Annotated in this window: 11 protein-coding genes and 1 pseudogene; 5 read left to right on the top strand and 7 right to left on the bottom strand. The window is 40.7% G+C overall.

Translation table 11 applies throughout. From position 1 onward, the window contains the following. Window positions 1-417 precede the first annotated feature (417 nt). The gene (locus FSB73_RS15885) at window positions 418-1,644 is read left to right on the top strand and encodes a DUF3472 domain-containing protein (protein WP_146784341.1); all 1,227 of its coding nucleotides are present in this window, start codon (window positions 418-420) and stop codon (window positions 1,642-1,644) included. Between the two features lie 404 nt (window positions 1,645-2,048). On the opposite strand, the gene FSB73_RS15880 is transcribed toward FSB73_RS15885, so the two are convergent. The 4 genes and pseudogenes from FSB73_RS15880 to FSB73_RS15865 all read right to left on the bottom strand — a co-directional run bounded on the left by FSB73_RS15880 (window position 2,049) and on the right by FSB73_RS15865 (window position 7,130). After that, complete coding sequence (locus FSB73_RS15880; RefSeq protein WP_225974073.1) at window positions 2,049-2,615, bottom strand: hypothetical protein; 567 nt, start codon at window positions 2,613-2,615, stop codon at window positions 2,049-2,051. Between the two features lie 382 nt (window positions 2,616-2,997). Continuing rightward, window positions 2,998-3,930 carry an AraC family transcriptional regulator gene (locus tag FSB73_RS15875; RefSeq protein ID WP_158639578.1) on the bottom strand — a complete coding sequence of 311 codons (933 nt, stop codon included), beginning with the start codon at window positions 3,928-3,930 and terminating at the stop codon, window positions 2,998-3,000. A gap of 123 nt (window positions 3,931-4,053) precedes the next feature. Beyond that, window positions 4,054-5,612, bottom strand: a pseudogene (locus FSB73_RS15870) (Na+/H+ antiporter). Window positions 5,613-6,065: 453 nt separating this feature from the next. Beyond that, the gene (locus FSB73_RS15865) at window positions 6,066-7,130 is read right to left on the bottom strand and encodes a branched-chain amino acid aminotransferase (RefSeq protein WP_146784334.1); all 1,065 of its coding nucleotides are present in this window, start codon (window positions 7,128-7,130) and stop codon (window positions 6,066-6,068) included. Between the two features lie 52 nt (window positions 7,131-7,182). On the opposite strand from FSB73_RS15865, the gene FSB73_RS15860 reads away from it, so the two are divergent. Both FSB73_RS15860 and rdgB read left to right on the top strand, forming a co-directional pair. Continuing rightward, entirely contained in the window at window positions 7,183-7,746 is a 564-nt protein-coding gene (locus FSB73_RS15860; RefSeq protein ID WP_146784331.1) for a hypothetical protein, read from the top strand. A 17-nt stretch (window positions 7,747-7,763) separates the two neighbouring features. After that, entirely contained in the window at window positions 7,764-8,345 is a 582-nt protein-coding gene (gene rdgB, locus FSB73_RS15855) for an RdgB/HAM1 family non-canonical purine NTP pyrophosphatase (protein WP_146784327.1), read from the top strand. Between the two features lie 360 nt (window positions 8,346-8,705). Here the strand turns inward: rdgB and FSB73_RS15850 are convergent, their stop codons facing one another. The 3 genes from FSB73_RS15850 to gyrA all read right to left on the bottom strand — a co-directional run bounded on the left by FSB73_RS15850 (window position 8,706) and on the right by gyrA (window position 13,726). Then, on the bottom strand, window positions 8,706-9,005 hold the full coding sequence (locus tag FSB73_RS15850; protein WP_146784324.1) for a hypothetical protein: 300 nt from the start codon (window positions 9,003-9,005) through the stop codon (window positions 8,706-8,708). Window positions 9,006-9,503: 498 nt separating this feature from the next. Beyond that, window positions 9,504-10,865: a hypothetical protein gene (locus FSB73_RS15845; RefSeq protein ID WP_146784319.1), complete on the bottom strand. Its 1,362-nt coding sequence runs from the start codon at window positions 10,863-10,865 to the stop codon at window positions 9,504-9,506. A gap of 95 nt (window positions 10,866-10,960) precedes the next feature. Continuing rightward, window positions 10,961-13,726, bottom strand: a complete 2,766-nt coding sequence (gene gyrA / locus FSB73_RS15840) for a DNA gyrase subunit A (RefSeq protein ID WP_146784316.1) — start codon at window positions 13,724-13,726, stop codon at window positions 10,961-10,963. A gap of 271 nt (window positions 13,727-13,997) precedes the next feature. Between gyrA and FSB73_RS15835 the strand changes: the two genes are divergently transcribed. Both FSB73_RS15835 and FSB73_RS15830 read left to right on the top strand, forming a co-directional pair. Then, the gene (locus FSB73_RS15835; protein ID WP_146784313.1) at window positions 13,998-15,239 is read left to right on the top strand and encodes a hypothetical protein; all 1,242 of its coding nucleotides are present in this window, start codon (window positions 13,998-14,000) and stop codon (window positions 15,237-15,239) included. Further along, complete coding sequence (locus FSB73_RS15830) at window positions 15,224-15,499, top strand: FxLYD domain-containing protein (protein WP_146784310.1); 276 nt, start codon at window positions 15,224-15,226, stop codon at window positions 15,497-15,499. The genes FSB73_RS15835 and FSB73_RS15830 overlap by 16 nt, the downstream gene beginning before the upstream one ends. Window positions 15,500-15,650: the final 151 nt, after the last annotated feature.

The raw sequence follows: 15,650 nt of genomic DNA, 5'->3' as shown, positions 1-15,650 counted from the left end.
TGAATTAATACAGATTACCAGATATGTCATATTTAATCCATACATAAATGGTCGGTTTCAATCCTAAGTCCTGCGGAAGTCGTATCTAATTATTATTTAATTGATAATATCTACTGTGTTTGTGTTGCGGATTTATCTGAACCATAAAATACTTTAAAACCAGACAAATTAAATTACACAAACGATTGACCGTCATTTTTGCTGAACATTTCCAATAGTTTTACCACTGTATTAGCCAACAGTCCAATTAATAGATGTAGCATACGGCAATATAGCTGCGCTGAATAGATGCCACTTGGTAGTATAGAAGGCGCTCTATTCAGATTAGACAATCTAAGCACATGTATTAAGGCAAGGCAGTTAAAAGGTAGTTATAAAGTACACAAATTTCAATGTTAAACATAAAAAACGGCTTTTATGCAACAGAAAAGATATCTATTCTTTCAGGTTTTAACCTTCATAATTGTCCTTTCACTTACAGCTGTCCAACCTGCAGGTGCCCAGGGAGCGGCTCCTTCTGAACACCTGGTCTTTTATTTTCCCTCTGACGCTGTTTTAAAAATGCACATGATTAAAATCACCCAAACGGCCTATGCTTCTTATTTTGAGATCAACAGTTTTACAAAAGGCTATGCAGGCTTGCAACACACGCCAGATAGTTCAAAAGGAAGTTCCCATACGATGATATCCTCCTTATGGGATCCCAACACAGCAAACGGAATATACGCCCAGGTAGATTATAAAGCGCCCGACACTTATACAGGTAGATTTGGGGGTGAAGGCGATGGCTATCAATCCATCAATCCCTATAACTGGACAATAAATAATTGGTATAACCAGGTCATCCGCAGCTGGAAATCAAATGGCCGACTTCATATCGCCACTTTTATTCAAAATCTCTCTAATAATAACTGGTTTCATACGGCGACCTTCTCCATACCAGATGAGCCAGGGTATTTAGGTCATAATAATGATGCATTTCTAGAAGACTGGACGGGGACCGGGTCTAACAGAGATGGACGTCATATCCGAAAAGCCTACTTTAAAGATTGTTGGAATTTAAGCACCACAGGCCAGTGGGAAAAACATACCAGCAGACATTTTAGTGCAAATGCCGGTGACTCCGCCAGAAATGGCATTTATGACAGGGCTTTTAATGCTGGCTATGATGCAAACCAAGATGCTTATTTTATGCAGCATGGAGGCAATACAACACCAAATGCCGGTTTTGGTTCTGGCAGAACGCTTAAACTACCTGCCCAGAGGGGTCAAGGATCCTCTCCAAGCCTAACGACAGGTGAGATCAAAAAGGTTTATGCTTCTTATGACCATCAAAAGGTCATTGTAAACTGGCAAATCAATGCCCAAAAGAGTCCACAACTCAGTGCTCGTGTGGAAATCTTGGATGCCCAAAAGCGCATAATTGCGTCCTATATAGATACTCTGCCCGAAAGACGCAGCGACACCTTAGATATACCTCTTTCTGCTGGCACTTATACAACTAAGGTTACCATCAGGGATATATTTAATCAATTGAGTGTCCCTGTTACCACTCGATTTATTGCAGGTAATAATAATTCCAAAAGTTGGTCCAGCAAGCATCCTATCTCAAGCGATCAAAAAAAGAGAATAAGCAGTAGATAAGAAGTAGATAAGCGGAAAAAGCAAAGTGGTTAAATAGGTAACTTATCTAAATAAAACAGCAGCATGACTACTAGCCTGACTACTAGCATGAATGACTATCCTATAAGGACTCAAAAAAAAGATGCTTTAAAAGTTACAGGATGACGCTTTTGCCTGGTAAACGCTACCCTAATCCAAAAATAAAAATTGCGCATTATATTATACAGTACTCAATAGGCAGACCAAATAATAATTGGGTGTTCCCTCCCACTTAGACAATTAGGTCACTTTCTAAAAATTAGAATTTTATATTCTCCAAATACGCCAAAACAAAAGCCACCCGTAAGAATACAGGTGGCAGAAAAACAAAATCCAAAATATGGGATGTTTATCAGACTTCTTTATATAATCTAATTCAGGTTAAATTAAAGTCCAAAATTGTATGCAACCCGAAGGCCTAAGAAATTGTTGGTTTTACCAGCATCATAAATTTTGCTGTCACTTTCAAATTTAACGGCAACATCCAGTGCATTATGACCACCAAGGTTAAATAAATAACCTACCTGAGGGCTATAAATAAAGGAAGCGGATTTGTCAGCAGCAACATCATCTTTACTGGTTAAAAATCCAGCACCTGCAGTACCTTGAATATACAGGTTGGTTGTTGGGAAATAATACTTCAGACCAGCACTTACCGGAATCACACCTAAGTCTTTACCAGTACCAACGCCTTCTTTAGCAAAGAAGTTATTATAACCAGCATTAACCACAACATACAGATCATTTTTCAGTACAGGAAAATCAGCCTGAACACTACCGCCAATTGACCAATCGTATGCATCTTTAAAACTTCCTAAAGGCAGTGAAGCCTGTGGGCCAACACTTAGCTGAATACCAGAACGGTCAGTCGTACTTTGTGCATTTGCATTAATGGTTAATCCAAGAACCAATGCAAGGGATAAAACGGCTATTTTGTTTAAAATTTTCATCATTTTTATTTTTGTTATCAATTTAATATCAATTCATCGTATCATTAAAAAACTGCAGTTTGATTAACGCATTGACAAGGCAAAGGTAGTACGGCGCATGGCCGCCGGCAATCCCAATATTAAGGTAAAAATGACCAATTTTCAGGAAAGGCAAAGAATGCATCAACCGCCTTGCATACTTACCATAATGTTTAATAATAAAAAGAGCTATTGTAAATAAAGTTTTAAAAACTGTTATTCACAATAGCCCCAACATCGCTGATATCAACTATTTCAATAAATGATAAATCAGTAAAAAAATAGCGTTAACTTAAACTTTGGTCAATTAACAAACGTTTACTTTTAGAAAAGAGAGATTAATATTTACTTTAATTGTCGTGCATTCTCAGGCGATATTTTTTTTCAGTGCTGTAGGTGCAAATCCAGCGAACTGCTTAAAAAATCTGGAAAAATGAGACGGTGTGTCAAAATTCAATTGATCGGAAATTTCTTTGACGCTCAACTGAGAATAATTCAGCAGGTAGGAAGCTTCCAGATAAATGCGACGGTGAATGATTTTAATAGCCGTTTCTCCTGTTTCTTTTTTAACAATCTCTCCTAAATAACCTGCACTAACAAAGAGTTTGTCAGCATACCATTGAACGGTTCGCTGATCCATAAAATTTTCATCAACAGCCTTTTTATACTGCTGCACGAGTTGATAACCCCTGGAAGCGATAATGGGTTGTGTCTGAATCTCATCCTGGAAGATTCTCCCTGATAAGTAAAAAAGTTGCATAAGCATGGACTGAATCAATTTTAAGTGAAACTTGTCTTGCTGTTTGTATTCTTCATGCATTCCCTCAAACAAACCCTTTATTTTATTAAACATCTCTTTTTCCAGCAAACTAATTGGAGGGAAATCAGGGGCCTGATCCAAAATGCTTTCCAGCACTGCTTCTTTCAGATACATATCTGCAAAAAAATCTCGGCTGAATAAAACCATATAAAGTTCAAAATCATCAGAGACTTGTTCAACAACATTGATCATTCCTGGAAAGATAAAATGCATACTTTGCGGTCGAACCGTAAAATTAAAATGACCGGAAGTCATTTTGGCTTCCCCACTCAGACAGAGTACAATCGCATAATGATCTAACCTATAAGGAGCACTTTTTACGATCTTGCAGGTCGTTTTAAACAGGGCAAAATTTCGGATGGCGCCTTGGCTTTCCAGGTTATCAGTACTTAACTCACCACATTTTTTCTGTATTGCATCTTTGATCGCAACAGTTCTGACCAGGTCCTTTAACTCCGTTGGTTTAGCAAAGGTGTTCATAGGATAAATTTTGTTTTTCAACCCCAAAGATACGTCCTTTCGGAGCTGATCCAACTCCATAACGGCGAGTAGCCACTATAAAGCGGTAAACCCACTAAACCAACCTGTAAATTTCAGTGAAGATTAATATTTAGAAAGCCGTGCTTCTTCCAGATCTAAGGTATGTTCCATATCTCTGATGACACTGTCATCATATTTTTTCTCATTTTTGATGGCATGTAAGTTAGAACGGCGGAGTTTAATCAGCTCTAATAGGACTTTACGATTGAGTTTGCGTTCAGATCTTGCAGTAGCTTCATCATTTTGCTCAGACAGATTCAGTTCACTCATCGTGATATTACGCATAATCTGTTCCTTCAACTTAGCCATACTCTCAAACTCCTGTAATTCTTCACTATAATGTTTGTCCACATAATTCATGGAACTTTTAGCCAGTCTCAATCGAATTTCTTCGAGTTGTTCAACTTCCGGACGGTAATCATCAATCTCCTTAAGTTTCAATAATTTAATAAATAAAGGAAGGGTTAGCCCCTGGAAGACCAAGGTGACCAAAATAACCACAAATGTGATAAAGAGTATCAGGTTTCTGTGAGGAAAGTCCGTTCCATCAGAAAGTGTAATTGGAATGGCCAAGGCAGAGGCAAGCGAGACAACACCACGCATTCCTGCCCAACCAATGACAAAAGGTAGTTTAAAGCCAGGACTCCGTTCCTCTTTGCGTATTTTGGAAGAAAGAAGCCTTGGTAAGAATAAAGCCAGATACACCAGAATAATACGAATGACGATCACAATTACACTAATGACCAGTGCATAGCGTATTGCCTCTTCAATAGAGTAACCTTCCAGGCTGTGAATGATTTGCTTGAGTTCCAGTCCAATCAAGATAAAGACAAAACCATTCAATAAGAAACCAACGGTCGCCCATACTTCCTCTGTCTGCAATCTTGTATGGTAGTTCAAAAAATCGCTGGATCTGAAAGATAAAAAAAGACCACCACTCACTACCGCCAACACACCTGACCAATTAAAATACTCCGCTACCACATACATGATGTACGGGGCTATCAGCGTTATGGGCGTAGTAATACTCGAGGATTTAGCCCAATATCTCAAAATAAAATAAAGTAAATGCGCTATCATTAGCCCAACAAAATCCCCATCACCGACAAGATCATGAAATTAGTCGCTGCCACCCGGAATACAAATTGACTGGTCAGAATTGCCGCAATGGCAAATCTAAGCACGGTCAGAGAGGCCGCGTCATTGACCAGGCTTTCTCCTTCCAGGATAACTAGTCCCCGTCTTGGCATCTTAAGTCCTTTTAAAACTGAAGTAGCCGCAACCGCATCCGGTGGCGAAACAATGCCGCCTAATAGACATCCGAGTGCAAAAGTAAAGCCTGGTATAATGTTTACAGAAAAAAAGGCCACAGCAAGAGAAGTCATGATCACCAGCCCAAAGCCCAGAGAAAAAATAGACCTTTTCCATTTCCAGAAATCATTCCAGGAAGTATACCATGCCGCTTCAAAAAGTAACGGGGGCAAAAAAATCAAAAAGATCAGATCCGGGTCAATGCTGATCGGCCGCACGCCAGGGATCAAACTGATCCCTAGACCGCCTATCACCAGGAAAATGGGATAGGATATCCTGAAACGCTGACTCAGGACATACAGTATCGCCATCGCGAAAAATAAGGCCAAAATCAAAAGTAAATTCTGGTGTATCAGGTTTTCATGGCCCATAAAATGATCTTATAAAGAAACGATTAAATAAATTGTAAGTTCAGTACGCTTAATTTTCTTTACTGCAGCAAATCCGGAATGGTAAATACTCAATTTCCTTTATTGAATGCCCAGCACATTATATCAAAACTGGGCTAACAGGTGCATATTATTGGTTTTAACCTTCTCCTGTTAAAACTCAGGTAATCAATGCTGCACTGAGCTACGAACAAAAATAAGAAAAATGAGTCAAAATTCCCGCGCAAATTATTGACTGATACATAATATAAACAGAGCGCAGTGGCTTTTACTAATTTATCATAGTAAAAAGACACTGCGCTCTGCGTAACAAATCTTCATGGTCTAAGCACATACATCACCCAGACCATTATTTTTTATTTAAACGGTACTCAATTACAATTTAACGATCCAGCCGTATTTATCCTCTGCAACGCCTGTACGGATATCATTTAATCTCCCTGCCAGCTCCTTGGAGACCTCAGCTTTATCCAGATCAAAGACCATATGCTTATCTTTATAGCTGAGTTCTTTAATTCTGGAGATGGTCGCTGCCGTACCGGTGCCAAAGGCTTCCAGGAACTCGCCTTTTTCATAAGCGTCAATAAGGTCCTGCACATTGACCCTTCTTTCTTCTACCTTTAATCCCATTTCCCGAAGTACGACAATGGCGCTTTTCCTTGTGACACCATCCAGTATTGTCCCCTCTTCCAAAGAAGGCGTTACAACAGCGTCTTTCAGCACAAAAAAGACATTCATTGTTCCTACTTCCTGCAACCATTTGTGTTCAAAAGCATCCGTCCATAAAACCTGGTCATATCCATTTCTGATGGCATCTTGGGCTGGCTTTAAACTGCCACCATAATTACCGGCATTTTTTGCCTGACCGACTCCGCCTGGTGCAGCACGGGTATATTTTTCTTCTACCGCAATACGCATAGGTTTATCATAATAAGGTCCGGTCGGGCTTAAAATAATCAAAAATTTATAGGTCGCAGATGGGCGTACACCGATAAATTCATCTGTGGCAAACATAAAAGGACGGATATAAAGAGAATGGTTTTCCATGGCGGGGATCCACTCTTTATCCAGATTAATCAGCTGTTTCATACCATCCATAAAAATCTCTGCCGGCACTTCTGGCATTTCCATACGTAGGGCAGATTCATTAAAACGTTTGAAGTTTTCTTCGGGGCGGAAGATGACTGCTTCCCCCTGGGCATTTTTATAAGCTTTGATTCCTTCAAATATAGATTGACCATAATGTATCGCTGCCAGTGAAGGTGCGAAAGTCAATGATTGATAGGGTTTAATCTCCGCAGACTGCCATTTTCCATCTGCATAATCAGCCACCAGCATGTGATCGGTGAACACATGTCCAAAATGAATATTTTTGAGTTCCACCTGTGGCAAACGGCTGGAATCAGTTTTAGAAACTTTAATTGCTAAAGACTCACTCATAAAATCTGAAATTTAAATGTATATTTGACCAAATGTTTATAATTCAATAATTATGGATACGCAATTGCCTGAATTCGTGTTAGCCGGATTATATAAAGACACGCTCGTTATTACAGAACCGTCAACCCCGCCTTCAGCTAAATTGGTAGTCAAAGGTAATGAAATTAATTCACCAGAAAAGCCAAATGTTGCTGAAAAACAGGTAGAAGTCCCAAAATGGTGGCTGGGTTCAAACCACCAAAAGATCGCTATTCTCGTTGAGGACAAAGCAAGTGTTTTTACTAGCGAAAAAGAGCTGGAATTTTTAACCAATATCCTCAAGGCCTGTAAACTGAGCATCAACGATATTGCACTGATCAATTATGCCAGGACACCGCGTAGTTTGGAGGAGCTCACACATGATCCGGGATGTACCCATTTTCTACTCTTTGGTCTCAGTCCGGCACAACTTCAGCTGCAGTTCAATTTTCCGCATTATCAATCCCAGGCAGTAGGGCAAAATCAGCTTTTACTGGCTGCGCCACTTGGGGCCATGATGAGTGCAACGCCGGCCGCAAAAGCTGAAAAAATGAAACTTTGGAACGCCCTACAGCAATTTTTCCACCTAAAAAATTAACATTCGTATAATTTCATATGGAACTTATTTTTGCGACAAATAATCCCAATAAGGTTAAAGAAATCAGAAAGGTGATCGGTGATAAACTGCAAATTTTACCCTTAAAAGAAGCCGGGATTATCATAGAAATACCCGAACCACATAATACCTTAGAAGATAATGCGCTGGAAAAGGCTGAGACCATTGCACACCTAACCGGTAAAAATTGCTTTAGTGAAGACAGTGGCCTTGAGGTAGACGCGCTACATGGTGCTCCTGGCGTCAAAAGTGCACGTTTTGCGGGCGATCAGGCCACAAGTGAGCAGAACATAGCCCTACTTTTAGCCCAAATGGAGGGGCAGTCAAATCGTAAGGCACGTTTCAGAACAGTCATCACCTTGATCTGGGACCACGAGACCTACTATTTTGAAGGCAATTGCCCGGGAAAGATCACTCATGCTCCAATGGGCACTGATGGTTTTGGTTATGACCCCGTTTTTATCCCTGAGGGCAGTGAACGATCCTTTGCCCAGATGCCCCTCGAAGAAAAAAATCTTTTCAGTCACCGTAAAAAGGCCACTACCCAGCTGATTGAATTTCTAAAAACCAAAATAGGTTAACCTTAGCTGAGGTTAACCTATTTTGGTTCATTTTGAATATCAATATGCGCCCATTTTCTTAAAGATTCACATTCAGATGAAAGGATACCGCGGGATATCTGCTGGCATAGGTATCATAATAATCTTGTGGATAAGCATTTACAGGCACCCCTTGCAAATATTGTATACGGACATTATTCCAATTTAACCCTACCATAAAGCTTGGTAATACCTGGGTAAAAATCCAGCGGCCACCATGTCTGTAAACATAGCCATGCCTGCGCGCATCATAAAAGGCATGATAATCTGGAAAATATACGTGCCGATTGTAATTATAATGACGCCTTACAGCCCAAGGTGCAGGCCTGAATCTATGAGATATTACCCTGCGGCGCACAACGCTAGGGTGATTATAATGGCTATTATAATGCGGCGTCGGGCGGCGATTATAGTGGCCACGATTATTTGTATAAACGCTGCGCTTACCATGACTATAATGCGCCCTATTTTTACGGATGTTTTTGTAAGCCTTTGCATGGCCTTTACGATAATTCTTCTGTGCTTTCTTATAGGCTTTACTGGAATGATGTCCTCTCTCTGCCCTGCCCTTTGCGCAAAACTTTGCTGACTAAAAAACAGACCACCTAAGCAAAGCATCCAAATATAAATTGCTTTTTTCATTTTTCCTTTTTTTAAATAAATGATGTAATTACATAAATCGCACCTCCTGAAAGTTGGCATTAGCCTGTAAGTGGCGTGTTTCATGCAGGTTTATATGGGAGTGTCAATAGCGGTGGCCACGCGCCTTTGTGTTACCCTTTTATACCATTATAGATAGATTATTTACCCCGAAGGTTTAATGTAATTCCATTTAAAAAACAAAATTTCACCGAATAAAGAGCGGTTTTACCTAAAAACGAAAAGTATCCCTGCTTCAAAATTAAAAAAAATCTATCCGCTTTTAAACCCATTTACAATCTCTAACAACAATGAGATCTAACAATCATCTGCTGTTTTGGCAAGCGTTATCCGCAATATATTGCGGTGGCCTTTATGCAAAAAAAGTCGGCCAGGTTAAAATCTATATAGAATTCTATAAAGATTTTTTCCTGGCCGACTTTACAATTAATTAATCACTAACTTAATCAATTAATTTCAAAATGCTATTAGTGCCGCTTATTATTTGAAAGATTCATGCAGCGCATCAAATTTCTTAAATAAGGCGTCATATTGATCATAAGCTTTTGGATCATGTCCTCTGGCTTTATTCATTTTCCAGTTGTAAAGATTTGCAATAATATCTACAGCGCGGTTCAAAGAAACCAGTTCATTCTTATCTCTATCCTGTTTATTGGATAAAATATCGAATCCTTTAGTCAACCAGGCTATAGAACTATCTGCTACTGGTCCTTGTTCCTTTTCAATTGCCGCTCTTTTAGCTTTCTTAGCTGCATCCTCCCCTTTATTGGCATAGAACGCATCATCCAATTCACTAAACCTTTGATAATTGAGGATGCCGACATTAAAGGCGTAAATACCATTTTGACTTAAGTTAAATGCTTTCTTATAAGCATCCATGGAAGCAGCTTTAGCTGCAGCAATTTCAGCGGTGTCTTGCGTAGATTTTTCTGCATTCGCCAAGGTCTGCGCAATCTCGATATACTGCGTTTCAGTCATTTGACCACCGGCATCTTTTTGCTGGTAATTAGCAACAATATCCTTTACACTGCCTCCGGCCAACATAGCCTGCGTTTCTATTTGATTCCATAGATCCGTTTTATCTGGATAGGCTTTTTTCGCAACGACTAAATATTTATCTGCATTTTCTTTATCCTTTTTAGCCTGATAATACTGGATCATATACTGATACATAGCAGGCATATCTTTGGTCGCAATATTACGGTTCGCCAACTTTAAGTACATCGACATGGCAGAATCAGCCATTGCAGGATTTTTAAACGAACCCCCATTTTCCTGTTCATAACCGGAAGCGTTTTGAGCTGCAAAGCCGGTATATAATACAGTAAAAGTATCTATTGCGTTTTTGTCAGGGTTCTGGCTAAATCCATTTTGGGTAATATAGCCTGCCCATTTGTAAGCATTATAAAAGTCTTTGTAGGCATCCGCCCAGGCCGTATCTTTAAATTTTGTAAGACCATTATTAAAAGACTTAGAGTATACGACTGATACCGCATTTATGCCCTGATCCTCACGCATCAGCTTATTAAAAGCAGCCGTATCTGTATTTTGCTGCAGCTGATCCAGGGTCGCAGCCGCTGTCTGCAATGCATCTGGATTATTGGGTCCCAATGCCGAATCAGCAGCAATATCTGCGTAAATAACAGCTTTATAGGTAATCGCTTCTTTATTATCCTGTTCTTTAGGATTGGCTAAAACTTTGTCGATCAGATCTTTTGCATCACTATATTTTTTCTCCAACAAAAGTTTGACGACATCATCCTTTTTAAACTTGACAGGTTTTTGTGCCCATGCTCCTGCGGTAATACCGAGCAGCAAAAATGAGAATACAATCCTTTTCATTTTGTTTTTTTTTGTTAACTGAATGTCTTTAAATTAAATTAAATCCTGATTTGATTATCAAAATATTCCCGCAAATACTGCAAGAATCATACTAACTACTGCTCTTCACCTTCACCTTCAATTTCAGGTGTTGATTGATCATCACCATCCGTGTTATTATTGTCCTGCGGATTATTGTCAGCCGAATCTCCTTCCACGCTGTCTGTGTTTGCCTCTTGCGGTGCATCCTCAGTATTATCGGCAGTAATAGTTGTAATTTCGGTACCCTCAACGTCCTCTGCCACTGCCTGCTCATCTTCCATCTGCTGCTCATCAATTTTTGAAATAGCCGCAATTTCATCGCCTTCATCCAGACGAATCAAAATTACCCCTTGTGTATTTCTGCCGGCCTCCTTAATGGCAGCCACATCCGTACGTAAGGTAATGCCTGATTTACAAGTGATAATCAGATCATGCTTTTCTGTAACATTTAATATACCAACAAGCTTGCCAGTTTTTTCGGTAACATTGATTGTTTTCACGCCTTTACCGCCCCTATTGGTGACCCGATAGACGTCTTCGCCCATTTCATCGACGATACGTGTGCGTTTGCCATAACCTTTCTCGCTGACAACCAACACCGTATGATCAGTATCTTCCTTATCAACATGGATCATACCAATCACTTCATCGTCTGAAGCATCTACTTCAATGCCAGCTACACCAATGGCTCCCCGACCTGTAGGCCGTACCTTACTTTCAGGGAAACGGATCGCTCTACCACTCTTAATAGCCAGCATGACTTCACTATTTCCATCAGTCAACATAGCCTCAATTAGCTCATCACCATCGTTAATCGTAATTGCATTCACGCCCGTAGCTCTTGGACGGCTAAAATCTTTGAGGGCAGTTTTCTTAATAATCCCTTTCTTGGTACAGAGTACAACAAAATGGTTATTAACATATTCCTCGTCCGTTAGTTTTTTGACATTGATAATGGCTCTTACCTTATCATCACCCGGAATCTGAATAAGGTTTTGGATAGCCCTGCCTTTCGTATTTTTCTCTCCTTCCGGTATTTCATATACTTTCAGCCAGAATACCCGGCCTTTTTCAGTGAAAAACATCATGGTATCATGGGTAGAAGCCACAAACAGATGCTCTACATAATCTTCATTTCTGGTAGCAGCGCCTTTTCCTCCACGGCCGCCTCGTCTTTGCTGACGATATTCTGTAGCGGAAGTTCGTTTGATATACCCCAGATGGGAGATCGTAATTACCACATCTTCCTGCTCAATCAAATCTTCAATACTGATATCATTGGCATTGTATTCAATTAGGCTTTTTCTTTCATCCCCAAATTTCGTTTTTACTTCAATAAGTTCTTCTTTGATTACCTCATAACGGGCATCTTCATTGGCCAACAAATGCTTCAGTTTGCCAATGAATTCCATCAGTTCGTTATAATCTGCCTGGATCTTATCTCTTTCCATGCCGGTAAGACGCTGCAAACGCATTTCCAGAATGGCCTGGGCCTGAATTTCATCCAAAAACTCATTAGCCGTCACTTCACCCAGCAACTGGATAATCTGAGAATTTTTTAATTTCAACTGCGCGGACACCAGGTTTTCTTTCGCTACGGCCGGATTGGGTGATTCGCGAATAATACGGATCACTTCATCCAGATTATCCAGGGCTATCAGATAGCCTCTTAATAGATGCTCTTTTTCCTGGGCCTTCTTTAGTTCAAATTTAGACCTGCGGATAACAACATCCATTCTAAACTCGATAAATTCAGAGATTAGCTGTCTGAGATTCAGTGTACGAGGTCGACCTTTGCTGATCGCTACGTTATTGATACCAAAGCTGGTTTGCAACTCTGAATATTTATACAACTGGTTGATAACAACATTTGCAACCGCATCCCTTTTCAGTTCAACGACAATACGGATACCGCCGCGCTTACTGGTTTCATTATTAACATAAGCAATGCCATCTATAACCTTATTAGTAGCCAGCTGACCAATCTTATCTGTCAGTCCATCCAGACTCACCTGATAAGGTACCTCAGTGATAACAATTTTTTCCCTGCCTGATTCTTTGGTCTCTACATGGCATTTTCCACGCACCATGACCCGGCCACGGCCGGTCATCATTGCCTGTCTGACGCCATCCATTCCAAAGATGATACCACCTGTTGGAAAATCCGGTGCTTTGACAATTTTCATCAGATCTTCAATAACGATCTCTCTATCAGCTACATAGGCCAGGCAACCATCTATCACCTCTGTCAGGTTATGGGGCATCATATTGGTGGCCATCCCTACGGCAATACCGCTGGATCCATTGAGCAGTAATTGCGGAATACGCGTAGGCAGCACGCCGGGCTCCTGCAAGGAATCGTCGAAATTCAGGTGAAAATCAACGGTATCTTTCTCGATATCTTCCAACATAGTCTCGGCTAGCTTGGATAAACGGATCTCCGTATAACGCATGGCAGCCGGGCTGTCTCCATCTTGTGTACCAAAGTTACCCTGACCGTCTACAAGTGTGTAGCGCATGGTAAAATCCTGCGCCATTCTAACAACCGTAAAATAGATAGAGGAATCTCCATGCGGGTGGTACTTACCCATCACCTCCCCGACAATACGGGCTGATTTCTTATAGGGTTTGTTGCTGTGGTTACTTAACTCATTCATGGCGTAAAGAACACGGCGATGAACGGGTTTAAAACCGTCACGGACATCCGGCAAAGCTCTTCCAACAATAACGCTCATCGAATAATCGATATAAGCGGTTTTCATTTCAGTTTCAATATTGACGGGAATAATCCGGTCGTGATCACCCGTTTCTTCGGGTAATAAATCTTTATTTTCTTCCATATATTAATTAAAAATATCTAAAGCGATTTTACGCCTTGCATGTAAGGCGTAAAGCTACGAAATTTATACCTAAAAAGACACTAAAAAAGGGCGGTTGCTTCAAAATATCTACCCCGTTTTTAATGGGCTCAATAAAATGGCAAAATAATTGCTAATGAGTAATTTGAGCATTTTTTCGTTCATTAGTGGGATAAAAAATTCCTAATTTTACAGTTCGTTTTTTTAAGTCTTTGATATTCCCTAATTTTATTGTCAATCCTTTAAAACAAAAGTGCAGTACTGGCTACGCAGAAATAACATTGAAAACGGCCCATTCACCAGGGAGGCGATCATCAGCCAAGGGCTACAGACCAACGATCTGATCAGATTAGATGGTGATTCCGACTGGAAACCAGTGAGCTATTTCCAGGAACTGCAGATTGCCCTTCAAAGCGCCCCCAAGCCAAAGTACAAATTTACCGCCGATAAGCAACTCATAGAAATAAAAGAGGGGCATAAAGAAGGCCAAAAGGAAGGGTATAAAGAAAAAGACACACAACTGGACAAAAACCAGCAAAGCGATATAACAAACAATGAACAGGTTGGCTCCGGTCATTCTGGCGTAGCAGGCAATAGCAATTCTCCTTTTAAACGGATGCCTTCTGCTCTACCTAAAAAGAAACCTGCCCAAACACCTCCAGTTGACCATACGGAGGTAAATGCGACTGAAAAAGCGAAAGAACGGGCAAGACTGATTGCCACCAATAAAATTGCAGGCACAGAGCCCTTAGTTGGTTCCGCACCTGCTGCCTCAAATCAAGCCAGTAATGCGCATTTGGCAACAAGTGGCAACGCCCACCCTAAAATTCAAAGCCGGGTCCAGAGTCTGGACGAAGCGCCTTTAAGGGAGGTCAAACACCACCCTACCCCAAAACCAGTACGGACAACGGCCAAGCCACAGAATTCGCATTTTTTTAAAGAATTTTTTCTGCCAATTATCATTATTGGTGCAATTGGTTTTCTGGCCTGGTGGGGCTACAAACAATTTACAGCGCCGAAGATTCTTGCCACCGGACTTAATGGGGCAGACTCCAGCGAGATCGCCCTAAATGAAGCAAATCAGGGAGCTGATACACAAAATAGCCGTCCATCAGCAAAACCTGAAGGACCGGCAGCAATTCCTGTTACGCATGCTAACGGCAGTTCCTCAAAACCCACGACCGGCGACTCGACCCATCAGGTTAAACCGGCTAAGGCTCTTTCAGATAGCAGTCAGGCCAAAAAAGCCACCGTCCAAGCAGCCCCAAAAAGTACAACAGCACCAGCCGCCATTATAAAAGCGAGTGAAGATAAAAAGGACGGCGAGCCACCAGTCACCCCAACTAAGCAGGCAACTGCAAAGACGCAACAACCCACAGATAAGACCGACACACCTGAGGTGGATCAGGCTTCAAAAGCACCCACAAAAAAGCCACTACTAAACCGCCGGCAAAAAAAGCCGCCAGTATCGGAGATTACGTGGGCTTATCACTAAACAAAACACCTGAGCCAGGTATTAAAAACGTAAAAATAAAAGTACATAATACCTCCAAAGAGGACTTGAATATTGCTGTAGTAGAAATCAAATATTTTGATAAGGAGGGTAAATTTATTCAGGGCGAGACCCTGCAGACGGGTAAAATTGGTGCCGGAAAATCAGCCACGCTCAAAATCCCCAGCAGCAAAAACGCCGAAAAAATTTCTTATAAAGTCTCTTTAATCAGTGGTGACAATGTCTATCTGATGGGGCGCTAACCTATTGAAAATTGTTTCATCCAGCACAATTTGTTTATCAAATTTAATAAACACCAATTGGCTGATCAGAGCAGGCCGTTTGCATTATTTTGATGATTTAAACCAGTCTATTTATCCAGCTGACGCGATTGCCCGTCACTATCTTTTAGTG

This window comes from Arachidicoccus ginsenosidivorans (genome assembly GCF_007971385.1).
In the GTDB taxonomy this organism is placed as follows: domain Bacteria; phylum Bacteroidota; class Bacteroidia; order Chitinophagales; family Chitinophagaceae; genus Arachidicoccus; species Arachidicoccus ginsenosidivorans.
Note: the sequence above shows the minus strand (reverse complement) of the source record. Positions and strands in the feature narration are given on the sequence as shown.